Origin of the sequence: Achromobacter mucicolens, assembly GCF_902859725.1 — a bacterium.
GTDB classification, from domain to species: domain Bacteria; phylum Pseudomonadota; class Gammaproteobacteria; order Burkholderiales; family Burkholderiaceae_B; genus Achromobacter; species Achromobacter mucicolens.
In genome coordinates, this window is the sequence record NZ_CADIJP010000008.1 from 210,840 (window position 1) to 226,754 (window position 15,915).

General features: G+C 66.6%; 11 protein-coding genes. 2 read left to right on the forward strand and 9 right to left on the reverse strand.

Going from position 1 to position 15,915, the window contains the following annotated elements; all coding sequences use genetic code 11:
* Positions 1 to 3 precede the first annotated feature (3 nt).
* Positions 4 to 1,827 carry a biosynthetic-type acetolactate synthase large subunit gene (ilvB, locus tag HV786_RS12515; RefSeq protein WP_175210998.1) on the forward strand — a complete coding sequence of 608 codons (1,824 nt, stop codon included), beginning with the start codon at positions 4 to 6 and terminating at the stop codon, positions 1,825 to 1,827.
* A gap of 12 nt (positions 1,828 to 1,839) precedes the next feature.
* On the opposite strand, the gene HV786_RS12520 is transcribed toward ilvB, so the two are convergent.
* The 5 genes from HV786_RS12520 to HV786_RS12540 all read right to left on the reverse strand — a co-directional run bounded on the left by HV786_RS12520 (position 1,840) and on the right by HV786_RS12540 (position 8,101).
* Entirely contained in the window at positions 1,840 to 2,619 is a 780-nt protein-coding gene (locus tag HV786_RS12520; RefSeq protein WP_128829807.1) for an SDR family oxidoreductase, read from the reverse strand.
* Between the two features lie 14 nt (positions 2,620 to 2,633).
* Positions 2,634 to 3,479: an ABC transporter permease gene (locus tag HV786_RS12525; protein ID WP_108006355.1), complete on the reverse strand. Its 846-nt coding sequence runs from the start codon at positions 3,477 to 3,479 to the stop codon at positions 2,634 to 2,636.
* Between the two features lie 19 nt (positions 3,480 to 3,498).
* Positions 3,499 to 4,269: an ABC transporter ATP-binding protein gene (locus HV786_RS12530; RefSeq protein ID WP_175211000.1), complete on the reverse strand. Its 771-nt coding sequence runs from the start codon at positions 4,267 to 4,269 to the stop codon at positions 3,499 to 3,501.
* Positions 4,269 to 5,330, reverse strand: a complete 1,062-nt coding sequence (locus HV786_RS12535; protein WP_128829698.1) for an ABC transporter substrate-binding protein — start codon at positions 5,328 to 5,330, stop codon at positions 4,269 to 4,271. The genes HV786_RS12530 and HV786_RS12535 overlap by 1 nt, the downstream gene beginning before the upstream one ends.
* A 119-nt stretch (positions 5,331 to 5,449) precedes the next feature.
* A complete protein-coding gene (locus tag HV786_RS12540; protein WP_128829699.1) occupies positions 5,450 to 8,101 on the reverse strand; it encodes a DNA topoisomerase III in 2,652 nt (883 codons plus the stop codon).
* 62 nt (positions 8,102 to 8,163) lie between these two features.
* Here HV786_RS12540 and HV786_RS12545 point away from each other — a divergent pair, with 62 nt between their 5' ends.
* Positions 8,164 to 10,788 carry a GDYXXLXY domain-containing protein gene (locus HV786_RS12545; RefSeq protein WP_175211002.1) on the forward strand — a complete coding sequence of 875 codons (2,625 nt, stop codon included), beginning with the start codon at positions 8,164 to 8,166 and terminating at the stop codon, positions 10,786 to 10,788.
* 70 nt (positions 10,789 to 10,858) lie between these two features.
* Here the strand turns inward: HV786_RS12545 and gluQRS are convergent, their stop codons facing one another.
* The 4 genes from gluQRS to HV786_RS12565 all read right to left on the reverse strand — a co-directional run bounded on the left by gluQRS (position 10,859) and on the right by HV786_RS12565 (position 15,740).
* Entirely contained in the window at positions 10,859 to 11,737 is an 879-nt protein-coding gene (gene gluQRS / locus HV786_RS12550) for a tRNA glutamyl-Q(34) synthetase GluQRS (RefSeq protein ID WP_175211004.1), read from the reverse strand.
* Positions 11,738 to 11,823: 86 nt separating this feature from the next.
* Positions 11,824 to 12,282 carry a Smg family protein gene (locus tag HV786_RS12555; protein WP_056327700.1) on the reverse strand — a complete coding sequence of 153 codons (459 nt, stop codon included), beginning with the start codon at positions 12,280 to 12,282 and terminating at the stop codon, positions 11,824 to 11,826.
* A 237-nt stretch (positions 12,283 to 12,519) separates the two neighbouring features.
* Positions 12,520 to 14,544, reverse strand: a complete 2,025-nt coding sequence (locus HV786_RS12560; RefSeq protein WP_128829700.1) for a TRAP transporter permease — start codon at positions 14,542 to 14,544, stop codon at positions 12,520 to 12,522.
* 236 nt (positions 14,545 to 14,780) lie between these two features.
* Positions 14,781 to 15,740, reverse strand: coding sequence for a TAXI family TRAP transporter solute-binding subunit (locus tag HV786_RS12565; protein WP_056327702.1), 960 nt, complete (start codon positions 15,738 to 15,740; stop codon positions 14,781 to 14,783).
* Positions 15,741 to 15,915: the final 175 nt, after the last annotated feature.

A 15,915-nucleotide genomic window follows, 5' to 3' on the forward strand; every position in this document is an offset into this window, starting at 1 on the left:
AAGATGGATAGCATGAACGATCGCCTGCACCCCACCGCCGCCGCCGCGCTTGCCGCCACCGAAACCGCCCCTGAAAACGGGGCGAAGATTTTGCTCGACACGCTGATTGCGCACGGCGTCGACACGGTCTTCGGCTATCCGGGCGGGGCCGTCCTGCCTTTGTACGACGCCCTGTACGCCGAGCCGCGCCTGCGCCACGTGCTGGTGCGCCACGAGCAGGCCGCCGTGCATGCCGCCGAGGGCTACGCCCGCACCACCGGCCGCACGGGCGTGGTGTTCGTGACCTCCGGCCCCGGCATGGCGAACACGACCTCGGGCCTCCTGGATGCCATGTGCGATTCGATCCCGGTGCTGTGCATCAGCGGCCAGGTGGCCACGGCGGCCATCGGCACCGACGCCTTCCAGGAATGCGACGCCATAGGCATCTCGCGCTCCGTCACCAAGTGGAACACCCAGATCCGCGCGGTGGACGACGTGGCCGGCGTGACGGCCCGTGCTTTTGAACTGACGCGCCAGGGCCGTCCCGGCCCGGTGCTGGTGGATTTTCCCAAGGACGTGCAGCTTGCGGTGCCGCGCGACAGCGGCGATGGCCTGGATGCGCCGTCGCAGCACAAGCTGGCCGCGCTGCGCGCGCGCCGCCAGTCGGGCAAGCTCGCGGCCAAGCTGCCGCAGTCGGCCGTGCGCCGCGCCGCCGCGCTGATCGCGCAGGCCAAGCGTCCCATCTTCTACGGCGGCGGCGGACTGGTGAACGCCGGTCCCGAGGCCTGCGAGGCGTTCACCGACCTGGTGCGCCACACCGGCGCGCCCTGCACGCTGACGTTGATGGGCCTGGGCGCGTTCCCCGCGTCCGACCCGCAATTCGTGGGCATGCTGGGCATGCACGGCACGGTCGAAGCCAACCTCGCCATGCACAACTCGGACCTCGTCGTCTGCATCGGCGCCCGCTTTGACGACCGCATCACCGGCAAGCTGTCCGAGTTCTGCCCGCACGCCCGCAAGATCCATATCGATATCGATCCCGCCTCGATCAACAAGGTGGTGCGCGTGGACGTGGCGTTGGTGGGCGACTGCCTGCCGCTGGTGCGGGCGCTGCGCGCCGAACTGGGCGACACCGCGCTGGAGCCCGCGCGCCTGGCCCCCTGGTTCAAGCGCATCGACGCCTGGCGCGCGCAGGACTGCCTGGGCTTCACGCCCGCGCCCGACGCCATCTTGCCGCAGCACCTGATGTCGCGCCTGAACGCCGCGCTGGCGGACCGTGACGCCATCGTCTCGACCGACGTGGGCCAGCATCAGATGTGGGCGGCGCAATACCTGCGCTTTGACCGTCCGAACCGCTGGTTGACGTCTGGCGGCGCGGGCACGATGGGCTACGGCGTGCCGGCCGCCATCGGCGCGCAGGTCGCGCACCCGGACAAGACTGTGGTCTGCGTCAGCGGCGACGCGTCGGTGCTGATGAACATCCAGGAACTGTCCACCGCCATGCAGCACGAGACGCCCGTGAAGGTCGTGCTGTGCAACAACGGCTACATGGGCATGGTGCGCCAGTGGCAGGAACTGATCCACGGCGGGCGCTACAGCCACAGCTACAACGCGTCGCTGCCGGATTTCGTGGCGCTGGCGCGCGCCTTCGGCTGGGGCGCGGCGCGCGTGGATGACCCGGCCAAGCTGGACGCCGCGCTGGCCGAATGCCTGGCGCACGATGGCCCGTACTTCCTGGACGTGGCGGTCACCGCGCAGGAAAACTGCTTCCCGATGATGCCCGCCGGGCATGGCCACCAGAAGATGATGCTGGCCGAAGGCGTCTGGTATCAGGACGAGACGACCTGAGCAGGGCCGTCTTCAAAACTGAATCGACAGTCCGCCGTCCACCACCAGCACGTGACCGTTCACGTACGACGCAGCGGGTGACGCCAGAAACACGGCCGCCCCGGCGATTTCTTCCGGTTCGCCCCACCGGCCAGTCGGGTTGCGCGCCGCGATGCGCGGCCCGAACTGCGGGTCCGCCACCATCTCCGCATTGGTCTCCGTGGCAAACGTCCCCGGCGCGATGGCGTTGCTGGTGATGTAATGCCCGCCAAACTCCGCCGCCAGCGCGCGCACCATCCCCGTCAGTCCCTGCTTGGCCGCTGGATACACCGCGTCGCCCGCCCGCGCCAGCTCCCCCACCACCGACGTAATCGCAATCAACCGGCCGCCGCCCTGGCGCATCATGCGCTCGGCCGCAAACTTGGCCAGCAGCATACCGGCCACCAGATCGGTGTCGATCAGTTCGCGGATTTCAGCCGGGCTGGTGTCCTGCAGCGTCTTGCGGTTGCGCGCGCCGACGTTGTTGACCAGGATGTCCAGCCGCTCGTGCTCGCGGTCGATGCGTTCGAAGGCCGCGGCCATCGCCGCGTCGTCGGCCACGTCGAACGGCAGCGGATGCGCGTCAAGGCCCGCGCCCGTCAGCTCGGTCACCGCAGCATTGACTGCATCGGCATTGCGGCCGTTGATCAGCACGCGCGCGCCGCAACCGGCCAGCGCCCGCGCGATGCAAAAGCCCAGCCCGCGGGCCGAGCCGGTCACCAGCGCCACCTGTCCCGTCAGGTCGAAATTGCGCAGATACGGAAGGGTCTTCATCTTTCGGGCCTCGCTCATTCCCGGAACTCCGGCGCCCAGTGCAAGAGCCGCCGTTCGATCCACGTCACACAATAGACCAGCGCGATGCCGACGATGGACAGCAGCGTCACGGCCGCAAACATGTCGGTGGCGTTCAGCGTCGCCAGCGCGGTGATCATCAGATATCCCATGCCCGTGGTCGATCCCACGAACTCGGCCAGCACCACGCCGATCAGCGCAAAACTGATGGCGTTGGGCAGCGCGGCAAAGGTCCAGGCCGCGGCCGTGGGGATGCGCACCCGCCACAGGATCTGGCGCGGCGAGCCGCCCAGCGTGCGGCAGAAATCGACAAGCTCGCGCTCCACGCTGCGCCCGCCCTTGTAGGTGTTAAAGAACACCAGAAAGAACACGACGAACCACGACGTGACCACCTTGGACGCCAGCCCCAGCCCGAAGAACATCGTGATGAGCGGCACGAACGCGATCCGCGGCATGGAATTGAACGCCACGATGAACGGGTTGAACACATCGGCCAGAAAGCGGCTGCGGCTGAGCGTCATGCCCACCACGAAGCCACTGCCCACGCCCACCACCAGACCGACAAGGGTCGCCTGCAGCGTCAGCCACAGGTGCGGCCAGACCGACCGCGGCCCCGGTTGCAGCCATTCCCACAATCGCACGGCGACGCGCGAGGGCTGGCTGATGAAAAAGGGATCGAAAAGCGTGTTCTGAGTGAACCACGGAATGCGCGTGAGGATTTCCCACGAGCCCAGGATGACGGCAAGAATCAGCACCTGCCACAAGGTGATGCGCACGCGGCGCGCGGCGTTGGCGCGGCGGTCCAGCCGCAACTGGTCCTGCAGGGTGTCGGCGGTATCCATCGAATTCATGACTATCGGTTCAGGCGGCGGCGCGGAACTGCTGGCCCAGCACGCTCCAGAGGCTTTGCACGTGGGAGACGAACTGCGGCGTTTCGCGCAGCGTGAAGACGTCGCGCGGATGCGGGATCTGGATGCGCTCGTCCAGCAGCACGCGGCTGGGCGGGCCGGACAACACCACCACGCGGTCGGACAGCAGGATGGCTTCGTCCAGGTCGTGCGTGACCATCACGATGGTCTGGCCCAGCTTGCGCCAGATCTCCATCAGCTCGCGGTGCAGGTGGGTCTTGGTGTGCGTGTCCAGCGCGCCGAAGGGCTCGTCCAGCAGCAGGATGCGCGGCTCGACCGCCAGGCTCATCAACAGCGCCACGCGCCGCCGCATGCCGCCGGAAAGTTGATGCGGAAAGGCATCGGCAAACGCGCTCAGGTGACCCAGTTCCAGCAGTTCGGAGACACGCTTTGCGATCCGGTCGGCCGGCACGCCCTGGAATTTCAGCCCCAGCGCCACGTTCTTCCTGACGCTGAACCACGGCAGCAGCGTGTCCTTCTGGAAGATGTAGCCCAGCGCCGGCGGCACCTGCCCGTCCACCACGCGCCCGTCCACCAGGATGGTCCCGGTGGTGGGCTGCAGAAAGCCAGCAATCATGTTCAAGAGCGTGCTCTTGCCGCAGCCCGACGGCCCGACGATCGACACGAATTCGCCTTCGTTGATCGTCAGGCTGACCTCGCCGACGGCGTGCGTCGTGCCCTGGCGCGACTGGTACGCCTTGCCTACCTTGTCCAGCGTGATCATCAAAGGCCCCGGGCTTTGCGCACGAAGCTCATGTTCACGCATTTGGCGTAAGGCACGGTCTTGATCTCTTCATTGGAGAACTGGCGCCCGTCGCCCATGATGGCCGTCATGCGGTTGTACGCGTCCTCGGTGATGATGTTGTCCTTCAGGAACACCGTCTCCTTGTAGACGCCCAGCGTCTTCTCGATGGCCGGGCGCGGGAAGGCGCTCAGGTAATCGTCGTAGATGACGTCGGTGATGGCGGCCGCGCTGTTGGCGGTGATGAAGTCCTGCGCCTTGACCATGGCGGTCACAAACGCCTGCACGACCTCCGGACGCTTCTGTATGGTGTCTTGCAGCGTCAGCGCCGCGATGCCCGGCACGTCGCCGCCCATGAACTCGTTCCACGACGCTTCGGTGGTGGCGTCGAAGATGGGAACGCCCCAGCCTTCCTGGCGGGCCTGTTCCATCATCGACATGGTCGCCATGCTGGCCGCGACCGAGCCCGTCTTGAGCGCACCCAGCATCGTCGCCAGATCGCCCAAGGGGCGGATGTCGACCTTGTCGGCCACGCCGGCCTTCTGCATCAGGTACAGCGCCATCAGCCACGTGCTGGACTGCGGCTGGGTCGCGCCCACGCGCTTGCCCGCCAGGTCCTTCAGCGACTTGATCTTGCCGCTGTCGAAGTCCTCGCGGCGCACGATGACGTTGGCGTACGTCAGCTTGCGGTCAAAGCCGAACACCAGCGCGGCGGGCTTGCCCGCGATGGTCAGCGCGGGCGCGGCGGTGGCCGCGGTGGCGCCGAACACAATCTGCCCAGCGGCCAGCAGCTGGTTGGTGCGCGGGCCGCTTTGCGAATTCAGATACTCGACCTCCAGGCCGCCTTCGCCGAAGAAGCCCTTCTTCAGCGCCACGTAGCCGGCCGCGAAAAAAGGGTCGATGCTGCCCTGGCCGTAGACGACCTTGCCCAGCTTGGGCTGCGCGAAGACGACGCGCCCATTGAGCAGGCCGATGCTGGCCAAAGCGCAAGCGCTCGCCGCCAGCACGCGGCGGCGGGTGGTGAAGTCGGAGCTACGGGTCATGTCGTCCTCGGAAGTGTCTGGGTTGCAGCTGTTTGGCGTCAACAATACCCCAGCGATTGCTGCCCAACAATGGAAAACGCCCGGTCTCCCGGGCGTTTGGTCGTGCGGCGCAGGCTGGATTACGCCGTGGTCTTCTTGGGCGCCGCCTTTTTCACGGCTTTCTTGGCCGCGGTTTTGGTGGCGGTCTTGGTGGCGGTTTTTGTGGCCGTTTTGGTTGCGGTCTTGGCGGCAGCCTTCTTGGCCGGCGCCTTCTTCGCAGCCGTCTTGGTCGCAGTCTTGGTGGCCGTCTTGGCCGGCGCGCGGGCGCGTCCGGGCTTCTCGGGACGGGGCTCGAACTCGAACCCGATCTTGCCGTCAGGCTGGCGCACCAGGAACGCCTTGAACTTGCGGTTCGTGCGGCTGGAGACAAAGCCGTCGAGCAGGTCGGTGCGGCCGTTGGTCAACAGCTTTTCCATCTGCTCGCGCGAGATCTCCTGCTGCAGGATGACCTTGCCCGACCGGAAATCGCACGACTTTTCGGGGCCCACGGATTTTTCGCAGACGTAGCTCATGCCGTGCTCGAAGACGCGCGACTGGCACTTCGGGCAGGAGCCCACCGGCGTGTGGCCGGAGAAGTCCACGGCTTCGTTGTCGTCCTCGTCGTTCTGGCCGAAGTCGAATTCCAGCTTGTATTCGTCGCTGATGCGCAGGATGGCCGCAAACGGCCGGCCCATCTTGCTGATGAAGCCTTGCAGCGGACCGATCTCGCGCTTGGCCAGGAGCTCTTCGACTTCCGGCAGCTCGAACGTGCGGCCGCCCGGGTGCTTGCCGATCGAAAAATCGCACGCCGTGCAGGCGTAGCGGCGGTAGTTTTCCTTGACCACCGCGCCGCACTTGGGACACGGCGTTGTCAGCGTGGCGTAGTCGCCCGGCACCGTGTCGCGCTCGTATTCCTTGGCGCGCTTGACGATCACCTGCGTCATCTGCGCGATCTCGCGCATGAAGGCCTCGCGGCCCAGCCCGCCCTGCTCGATCTGCTTGAGCTTGTGCTCCCATTCGCCGGTGAGTTCGGGTGAGGTCAGTTCGGCCACGTCCAGCCCCGACAGCAGCGTCATGAGCTGGCGCGCCTTGGCGGTGGGCACCAGGTCGCGGCCTTCGCGGCGCAGATAGCTTTCGTTGAGCAGGCCTTCGATGATGGCCGCGCGCGTGGCCGGCGTGCCCAGGCCGCGCTCGGACATGGCTTCGCGCAGTTCCTCGTCGTCCACCAGCTTGCCGGCGCCTTCCATGGCCGACAGCAGCGTGCCTTCGTTAAAGCGCGCGGGCGGCTTGGTCGACAGGCCGACGGCCTCGATTTCCTCGGTGCGCACGGTCTCGCCGTCGCCCACGGGCACCAGGTTGGCGTCTTCGCCCTGCGCTTCCTTGCCGTACACGGCAAGCCAGCCGGGGTTGACCAGCACCTTGCCGTCCGTGCGGAAGCGATGCCCTTGCACTTCGGTCAGGCGCGTGGTGACGCGGTACTCAGCCGCCGGGAAGAACACGGCCAAAAAGCGCTTGAGCACCAGGTCGTAGAGCTTGGCTTCGGCTTCGCTCAGGTCGTGCGGAATCTGCAGCGTGGGGATGATCGCAAAGTGATCCGACACCTTCTTGTTGTCGAAGATGCGGCGGTTGGGCTTGACCCACTGCTGGCTGACGACGGTCTCGGCGTGGCGCGACAGGCCGCCCACGGCGTTCGAGCCGCCCTTGGCCAGCGCGCGCATGGTTTCCTGCACCGTGCTGATGTAATCCTCGGGCAGGTAGCGCGAGTCGGTACGCGGATACGTTAGGGCCTTGTGGCGTTCGTACAGCGTCTGCGCCAGCGCCAGCGTGGTCTTGGCCGAAAAGCCGAAGCGGCCGTTGGCCTCGCGCTGCAGCGACGTCAGGTCGTACAGGGCCGGCGACATCTGGCTGGACGGCTTGGATTCCTCGGTCACGCTGCCCGGCTGCTCGCGGCAGGCGGCGACCACGCTTTGCGCGGCGGCGGCCGACCACAGGCGCGATTCGCGCTTTTCGGGGTCGCGGTCGTCTTTCTTGAATTGCGGGTCGATCCAGCGGCCTTCATATAGGCCGGCGGCCGCCACGAAGGTGGCGCGCACTTCCCAGTAGTCGCGCGGCACGAAGCGGCGGATGCGCTCTTCGCGTTCGGCCACGATGGCCAGCGTGGGCGTCTGCACCCGGCCGACCGGCGTCTTGAAAAAGCCCCCGTCCTTGCTGTTGAAGGCGGTCATGGCGCGCGTGCCGTTGATGCCGACCAGCCAGTCGGCCTCGGCGCGGGAACGCGCCGCGGCTTCCAGCGGCTTCATCTGCGTATCGTCGCGCAGGCTGGCAAAGGCCTCGCGGATGGCCGCCTGCGTCATCGACTGCAGCCACAGGCGCTGGATGGGCTTGTTCACGCCGGCGTACTGAATGATGTAGCGGAAGATCAGTTCGCCTTCACGTCCCGCGTCACAGGCGTTGATGATGGCGTCCACATCCTTGCGCTTGGCAAGCCGGACCAGCAGCTTGAGGCGTTCGGCGGACTTCTTGTCGGTCGGGCCCAATTCGAAGGCCGGCGGAATCACGGGCAGGTGCGTGAAGCTCCACTTCCCCTTGACCGGATCGTTGGGCGCGACCAAGCTGAGCAAATGGCCGATGCTTGAAGCGAGAACGTAACGTTCGCTTTCAAAATAGTCGCCCTCGCGCGCGAAGCCTCCCAAGGCGCGTGATATATCAAGGGCCACCGAGGGCTTCTCGGCAATAATCAGCGTTTTATTCATGTGTTTCCAGTGGCGGTAGTCCCGCCGTATCAGCGCGGATAATAAGATCGGAGATTCGCCAGATGCAAGTCGGCACTGAAAGGCAAGCGGGATCCGAACTGCACGCTTGGCGTCAATTTTTGGCGCGAAGCACCTTGTGGCTAGGCGTTTTGCTGCTGGGCAGCGCTGCGGTCTGCTGGGTTGCCGCCAATTGGCAGGACATGACAAAAATGCAGCGCTTTGCTGGGGTGCAGGGCCTGTTGGCCGTCTGCGCGCTGGCCGCCGCGTGGTCCGGCTTGCGCTTGCGCGCCCGGCCCGGCGTGCGGCGCAGCATCCCTGGCGCGCTGCTGGCATTGGCCGGCATTCTGCTGGGCGCCCTGCTCGCCCTATTAGGCCAAACTTACCAGACGGGCGCCGATACCTGGGAACTGTTCGCGTGGTGGGCAGTGCTGCTCCTGCCCTGGGCGCTTGCCGCGGGCAGCCAGGCCGTGTGGCTGTTGTGGGCGCTGGTGCTCAATCTTGCGGTCGCGCTGTGGCTGGGCGAACGCGTCTTCACGTGGATGATGATCTTCGGCGGTCCGGGCCTGCCCAGCCTGGTCATGGCCGCATTGAACCTCGTCTTGCTGTTCGGCTGGGAAATGGCCGCGCGACGCTGGCGCGCCAGCACGGTCTTCGGGCCGCGCATCCTGGCCGCCATCGCGATCAGCGTGCTGGTGCTGGCCCTCATGTTCGGCGATTTCATCGTCGACGGCCTGGGCACCTACAACGGCATCGCCTGGGTCGCCGCCACGCTGGGACTCGGTCTTTACTATCAGCGCGGCCGGCGCGACCTCGTCATCCTGGCCATGTTGGCCGCCGGCGTCATCTGCGTGTCGCTGCGCGTGGTGGGCGAATGGCTGTGGCGGCTGGAGCCCGGCGCGTGGGCGGCGCTGCCGCTGGCCGCCTTGCTGATGGCCGAGGCCGTCGTGGCCGCCCGATGGCTGCGCGGCATGAGCAACGAAGCGCCGGTCCCCGTGCCCGCCGCGGACGCGGAACCGGCCGGCGCCTCGGCAGGCAATGTCGTCGATCCCGCCGAATCCAGCGCGCCCGTGGCGCAGTTGGCGCCCGCTGCCGTGCCGCGCGCCGAACCGCCCTGGTACGTGCAATGCCTGCTGGGCCTGTCCGCGTGGCTGGCCACCCTGCTCCTCTTGCTGTTCGTCGCGTTCTCCAACCTCATCACCACCGAAAGCGGCGCGCTGGTCGCCGGCCTCGTGCTCTGCGCCGTGGGCGTGGCGGTGCTGCGCAGCGATGCCGGCCCGTTCTGGCGGCAATGCGGCACGGCCATGGCCTTCACCGGGCAGATCCTCATCATTTTCGGACTGTCCAGTTCGACCTCGTTCGCCAGCGCAAGCTTCTTTGTGCTGCTGATGGCGGCCGCGGTTTATGCGCTGGGTCCCGACGTGATCCTGCGCTTTCTGAGCGGCCTGTTGATCGCGCTGGCCAGCGCCGGCCTGATCTGGCGCGGCCTGTCGCCCGAACTCATGCAGGAAGACCTGATGGACGCCTGGATCCGTTTTGACGCGACCCGGGCCACCTTCCTGTTGCTGCCCATCGGCGTCATCGGCGCATGGGCCACCGCCGTCATCTTCACCGTCAGCCACCGCGTGGGCGCGCGGCGCGGCCATGCGCTGCAGCCGCTGGCTTGGGCGTTCCTGCTGTCCGTGCAGGGCATGGTCTGGCTGGCGAGCGGCATTGCCGTCACCGAACTGCCTGCGATCTGGCAGCTTGCCCCGCGGACCGCCATCCTCATCGTGGCGGGCGCGCTGTTGCCGGTGGCCGCCGCGCTGGCCGTGCTGTGGCCGCGCCGCCGCCTCCTGACCGGCGGCGTCACCTGGGGCGTGCCGATCGGCCTGTTGCTGCTGGCGCTGTTCTGGCTGCCCAGCCCGGGCGTCGGCTTCGCGCTGGCGTGGCTGCTGCTGGGATTCGGCCTGAACCAGCCGCGCGTCATGATCTTCGGCGCCGCCAGCCTGTTGGCGTACCTGGGTGTCTATTACTACCAATTGGAGTTGCCGCTGCTGCAAAAGGCGCTGTGGTTGAGCGGCGCGGCGGTGATGTTGTTCGTGCTGCGAGCGGCGGTATGGCTGGTGCCGCGCCTGATGCGCACGCAGGCCCCGGTTCAAGCGCGTCCCCTGCCGCCGGTATCCCCGGCCCTGCGCTGGCGCACGGCGGGCATCCTGGGCGGCCTGGCGCTGGTGTTGGTCGCGGCCAACGCCGGCATCTGGGAGCGCGAAAAACTCCTGTCGTCGGGCAAGGTCGTCATCCTGGAGCTGGTGCCGGTCGATCCGCGTTCCCTCATGCAGGGCGACTATATGGCGTTGAATTTTGCGGCCGGACGCGAAGTGACGCGCCTGCGGCTGGGCGGCAACCAGAACGACGCCGAAAGCGTCATGGGCTACGAGCCGGACGGCTACGTGATGCTGACGCCGGATTCACGCGGGGTGGCGCAGGCCGTGCGGATCCAGCCTGACGCGCTTCCGCACGCCGAAACCGAAGTGCCGCTGCGCTATCGCGTGCGCGGCAATGGCGTGCGCATCGTGACCAATGCGTTCTTCTTCCCGGAAGGCGAAGCGGCGCGGTATGAGGTCGCGCGCTATGGCGAACTGCGCGTGGCCGACGATGGCGAAGCGTTGCTGGTGCGGATGCTGGGGGCGGACCTGCAGCCGCTGTGAGCGGTCGCGGTCCCTAGGTGTCCCGCGGGCGCAAGTCCGGAAGCGACGGGCGCTGCTGCTGCGATCGGCGTCAGCCCGGAAACCGTGCTGCCCAGCGCGCCGTGGCTTCCTGCAGGAATGGCGCGACGCCCGTGGCGGCCAACGGCGCAAAGCCCAACGCCGCCCACGCGGCCTGCAAGGCCGGCAGCGGCGCGCGCGTATCCACCGCGGGGGCGCCATTCTGCTTGGACAGCTTCAGGCCGCTGGCCGGGTCCAGGATCAACGGCACGTGCAGGTAGCGCAGCGGCGGCAGGCCCAATAGACGGCCCAGCACGCGCTGGCGTGCCGTGGAACTGAGCAGGTCGGCCCCGCGCACCACGTCCGTCACGCCCTGCGCGGCGTCGTCCACCACCACCGCCAATTGGTACGCCCATAGCCCGTCTGCCCGCCGCAGCGCAAAATCTCCCACCGCCTGCGCCACATCCTGCTCCTGCGGGCCAAGCCAACGGTCCTCGAAGCGTTCCACGCCGTCCGGCACGCGCAGTCGCCAGGCGCGGGCTTCGCGCCCCGCCGGCAGGCCGTGACGGCATGTGCCGGGATACGGTCTTTCGCCATCGGCGCCGGGCGCAGTCTGACCGCGTAGCGCCGAATCCGCGATTTCACGCCGCGTGCAGCCGCAGCCATAGATCAGACCTTGTGCCGCAAGCGCGTCAAACGCCGCCTGGTAGGCCGCGTTGCGGTGCGACTGCCAGACGATGTCGCCGTCCCAGATCAGTCCCAGCGCCCGCAACTGGCCCATGATGACGTCCGCCGCGCCCGCCACCGTGCGCGGCGTGTCAACGTCCTCGATGCGCAGCAGCCAGCGCCCGCCCTGCGCGCGCGCGTCCAGCCAGCTGGCCAGCGCGGTCGCCAGCGAACCCGCATGCAGCGGGCCGCTGGGGCTGGGGGCAAAACGGCCGATGTAGGTCACGGGGACGGAATAAAAAGCTCAAGCCCGCGCGGCCAGGCGCGCGGGCTTAAAGGTTGAATCAGGGGAAGTGGAACGGGGGCGCGTGCTCAATGCAGCAGGCGCCCGCCTTCTTCGTCGAGCAGCTCTTCGAGGACCAGATTGTCGATCTCGGCTTCCTGGCTCCAGAGAACCATGAGGGCGATGATCTTGATCTTGGAGAGCGGCACGGGCGTTTCCGGCGAGGCCAGGCCCCGGTCGATCACGATTTCGCGCAGGGGCGCGGGCAACACGCCGGCCGATTCCAGGAAGGCGATGAAGCCAATGGACTCGGTGCCAAGCTGTTGGTATTCGTTCTCGGTGTAGATCCGGGTGCCAGACGAGGGCGCCTGTGCCAGATCGACGCACCGTTCGGTGGTCTCGGCCAGGCCGTACAGCCACCCGAGCGCGTCGTCGATGTCCTCGTGCTCGAAACCGGCAGCGGCAAGCCGCTTGGCGAGCACATCGGCAGCAGGACAGGCCTGAGGCGTGTAGTAATTCTCGAACAGATAGACCAGGATATCGAACATATGGCGCAGTTTGTGCCTGTTTGCACAGTCGGCCCGCATATCGGCAGACCAGCAAACATGAATTTTACTTTACGCCGATTTAATTTGCCGGGCAACCGGGGAAAAGGCGGATGTTGTAGGACGTCACCATGCGCCCAAGACCGCCCATTTTGCGCCCAAATGCTGACAAAATGGCTGATTCAGCAAAAAGGGGCGGCCCGATTGGGTCCGCCCCTTTTTTGATCCGACCCCCCGGCGCTACACCGCCTTGGGCGCGTTCTCCAGTTTCAGACCCGCCAGCTGGCGGATGAACACCGGGATGCAGATCACCACCCCGATGATGCCGCTAGTCAGGCCCGGGATGATCGTCAGCAGCGCGCCAAGGGTGCACAGCCAACGTTCCCAGCTCTTCATGCCCACCAGCATGTAACGCGAGAAGGCGGCCGACAGCAGCACCAGCCCGACCATGCACCCGATCAGCGTCACGAAGAAGTCGTACCAGGTGAACCCCTGCACCGAGATCAGCAGCGACGGCGAGAACACAAACACGAACGGCACGATGAGCTTGGTGATGCCCAGCCTGAACGCCGTGTTGCCGGTCTTGAAGGGATCGCTGCCTGCCATGCCCGCCGCCGCATACGCGGCCAGCGCCACCGGGGGCGTGATGTCCGCCAGGATGCCGAAATAGAACACGAAAAAGTGCGCCGCGATGGGTTGCACGCCCAGCTGCACCAGCGTGGGCGCCGCAACGGCCACCATGATGAGGTAGTTGGCGGTGGTGGGCACGCCGCAGCCCATCAGGATGCAGACGATACCGGTCATGACCAGCGCGGCGACCAGCGTCAGCGACTGCATGTCCGTCAACGCCTCGGGCAGGAAGAATGCAGCCCCGGAGGCCAGCACCTGCGAGGCGGCGATCACGATGTACGAGATCTTGAAGCCCACGCCGGTCAGCGTCACCACGCCGATCACGATGCCCACGGTGCCGGCGGCCGCGCCGACTGCCAGCGCGTACTTTGCGCCGGTCTCGAAGGCTTCGTAGAGGTCGCGCCAGTGCAAGCGCTGGAACGGATTCAGCATGCCCACCACGATGCAGCCCGTGATGCCCGCGAAGGCCGCCAGATACGGCGTGCGGCCGCTGGCCAGAACGCCGACCAGCAGCACCAGCGGAATCAGCGTCGGCCAGCGCATCTTGAACGACTGCTTGAGCTTGGGCATTTCCTCGGGGGTCAGTCCGCGCAGGCCTTCACGCTTGGCCTCGAAGTGGACCTGCATGAACATGCCGAAGAAGTACAGGAAGGCCGGGAATATGCCCGCGATCGCAATCTGCTGGTACGGAATGCCCAGGAACTCGATCATCAGGAAAGCCGCCGCGCCCATGATGGGCGGCGTGATCTGCCCGCCCGTGCTGCTGGCGGCTTCCACGCCTGCCGCGAAGTGCCGCGGATAGCCCACGCGGATCATCGCCGGAATGGTCAGGGACCCCACCGTCACGGCGTTGGCCACCGACGATCCGGACAGCATGCCGAACATCGCCGAGCCAAACACCGACACCTTGGCCGGCCCGCCCGCGTAGCGGCCCGCCACGGTCGAGGCCACGTCCAGGAACAGCTGGCCCAGCCCGATGCGCGTGGCCAGCACGCCGAACAGCACGAAGTGGAACACGTAGGTCGCCACCACCCCGACCGCCACGCCGTAGACGCCCTGGCTGGTCAGGTACATGTGGTTCACGACCTGGGACCATGTATTGCCCGCGTGCTTGAGCAGCCCGGGGAAGTACGGCCCAAACATCGCGTAGGCCATAAACACGATCGCGATGATCGGCAGCGGCCACCCCATGGCGCGCCGCGTGGCTTCCAACAGGCCGATCAGCAGGATCGAGCCCATCAGCACGTCCTGCGGCAGCGGATTGCCCACGCGGAACGCCAGGTCCTCGAAGATGTACGGGATGTACAGCACCGAAAGCGCCAGTGCGATGGCGATGATCCAGTCGTACAGCGGAATGCCGCCCGGCGAATACCAGGTGGACTTGGGCTGGCGCTGGTAGTGCGACTTCGAAAAGCCGAAGACCAGGAAAATCAGGCTCAGCACGAAGGCCAGGTGCACGCCGCGGTGCGTCGCCTCGCGCAGCAGGCCGAAGCCCGCGGTGTAGTAGTGAAAGATCGAGAGCGTGACCAGCAGGCCCGAGACGATCCACGTAGCAGTCTTGTCCAGCGGCCGGAAGCGGATTTCCGAATCGTACTTTTCCGCCAGCTTCTGGGTTTTTTCGTGATCGATTTCCATCGCGGTAATTCTCAAGGTGATCCAGCAAGCAGGGCCGCGCAACGGCGGCCCTGCTCAGATGCGGCGCGAAAGCAATCGCCGCCGACATAAAGAACTACGACAGTTCGCCCACCCCTTCAAAGGCAAGCAATCGGCATAAAGAACCGATCTGTCCGAGCGGGGCTGCGCGGATCCGGCTCTGCCGGTCCGCCGCCGGCGCCCCTGGGGGAAGCGCCGCAGGCGCTCGGGGGGGCCTACTACTTCAGCAGACCAATCTCTTTGTAGAACTTTTCGGCGCCCGGGTGGAACGGGATGCCTGCGCCCTTGGTCGCGTTTTCACGGGTGATCAGCTTGCCCTTGGCGTGGCCGGCGTCCAGCGTTTTGCGCGTGGCGTCGCTGTACAGCGCCTTGGTCACGTCGTACACCGTCTGCTCGGGGATCTTGGCCGACGTCACCATCTGCGCGTTCACCGAGATGGTCTTGACCTCGGGGATGTTTTGGTACGTGTTGGCGGCAATCACGTCGGGCGTGAAGAACTCTTGCTTGGCGCGCAGCGCGTCGATTTCAGGACCCACCAGCGACACCAGTTCGATGTTGCCCGTGGAGGCCAGTTCGGCGATGGCGCCGGCCGGCGCGCCGCCCACGAAGAAGAACGCGTCCAGGCCGCCGTCCTTGAGCTTGTCGCCCGCCTGGTTGGGCTTGAGGTATTCGGCCTTCACGTCCTTGTCGGTCATGCCGTACGCGCCCAGGATCAGCCGCACGTCGACCAGCGTGCCGGAGCCCGGCTCATCCATCGACACGCGCTTGCCCTTCAGATCGGCCACTCCCTTGATGCCGGAGCCCTTGCGCGTGACAAGGTGGATGCTTTCCGGATACAGCGTGGAGATCAGACGCAGGTCCTGCGCCTTGGGCTTGCCTTCGAACGTGCCGGTGCCGCTGTAGGCCCAGAACGCCACGTCGGACTGCGTGAAACCGGCTTCGAACGACCCGCCGATGATGCCATTGATGTTGGCGACCGACCCGTTGGAGGCGACCGCCGTGGCGATCAGCTTGCCCGGCTGCGACACGGCGTTGGCGATGATGCCGCCGATCGGGTAGTACGTGCCCGCCGTGCCGCCCGTGCCGATGCGGAAGAACTGCTGGGCCTGCGCGGTGCCGGTGGCGCCCACGGCGGCGACCGCGACGGTCAGGGCGGTGATCCAATGCTTGAGTTTCATGCGAGCTTCTCCGATACGGATTTGACAGGTCTGTCGAGTGACGAGGTTCGTCTTGTCATCGCCGGCGCGGCGTGGCCGCCTGCCGGAAATGGGCCTCCCCTTGGGGGCCGTTTTCATGATGAAATTCTGTCATGCCGCCCTCTGGTAGCCAATGGTTACGGGGCTATCGTTTACC

What these genes read in the sequence shown, in the direction of transcription:
- ilvB (WP_175210998.1), top strand. Translation starts at nt 4, where the DNA reads ATGGATAGCATGAACGATCGCCTGCACCCCACCGCCGCCGCCGCGCTT.
- HV786_RS12520 (WP_128829807.1), bottom strand. Translation starts at nt 2,619, where the DNA reads ATGAAGACCCTTCCGTATCTGCGCAATTTCGACCTGACGGGACAGGTG.
- HV786_RS12525 (WP_108006355.1), bottom strand. Translation starts at nt 3,479, where the DNA reads ATGGATACCGCCGACACCCTGCAGGACCAGTTGCGGCTGGACCGCCGC.
- HV786_RS12530 (WP_175211000.1), bottom strand. Translation starts at nt 4,269, where the DNA reads ATGATCACGCTGGACAAGGTAGGCAAGGCGTACCAGTCGCGCCAGGGC.
- HV786_RS12535 (WP_128829698.1), bottom strand. Translation starts at nt 5,330, where the DNA reads ATGACCCGTAGCTCCGACTTCACCACCCGCCGCCGCGTGCTGGCGGCG.
- HV786_RS12540 (WP_128829699.1), bottom strand. Translation starts at nt 8,101, where the DNA reads ATGAATAAAACGCTGATTATTGCCGAGAAGCCCTCGGTGGCCCTTGAT.
- HV786_RS12545 (WP_175211002.1), top strand. Translation starts at nt 8,164, where the DNA reads ATGCAAGTCGGCACTGAAAGGCAAGCGGGATCCGAACTGCACGCTTGG.
- HV786_RS12555 (WP_056327700.1), bottom strand. Translation starts at nt 12,282, where the DNA reads ATGTTCGATATCCTGGTCTATCTGTTCGAGAATTACTACACGCCTCAG.
- HV786_RS12560 (WP_128829700.1), bottom strand. Translation starts at nt 14,544, where the DNA reads ATGGAAATCGATCACGAAAAAACCCAGAAGCTGGCGGAAAAGTACGAT.
- HV786_RS12565 (WP_056327702.1), bottom strand. Translation starts at nt 15,740, where the DNA reads ATGAAACTCAAGCATTGGATCACCGCCCTGACCGTCGCGGTCGCCGCC.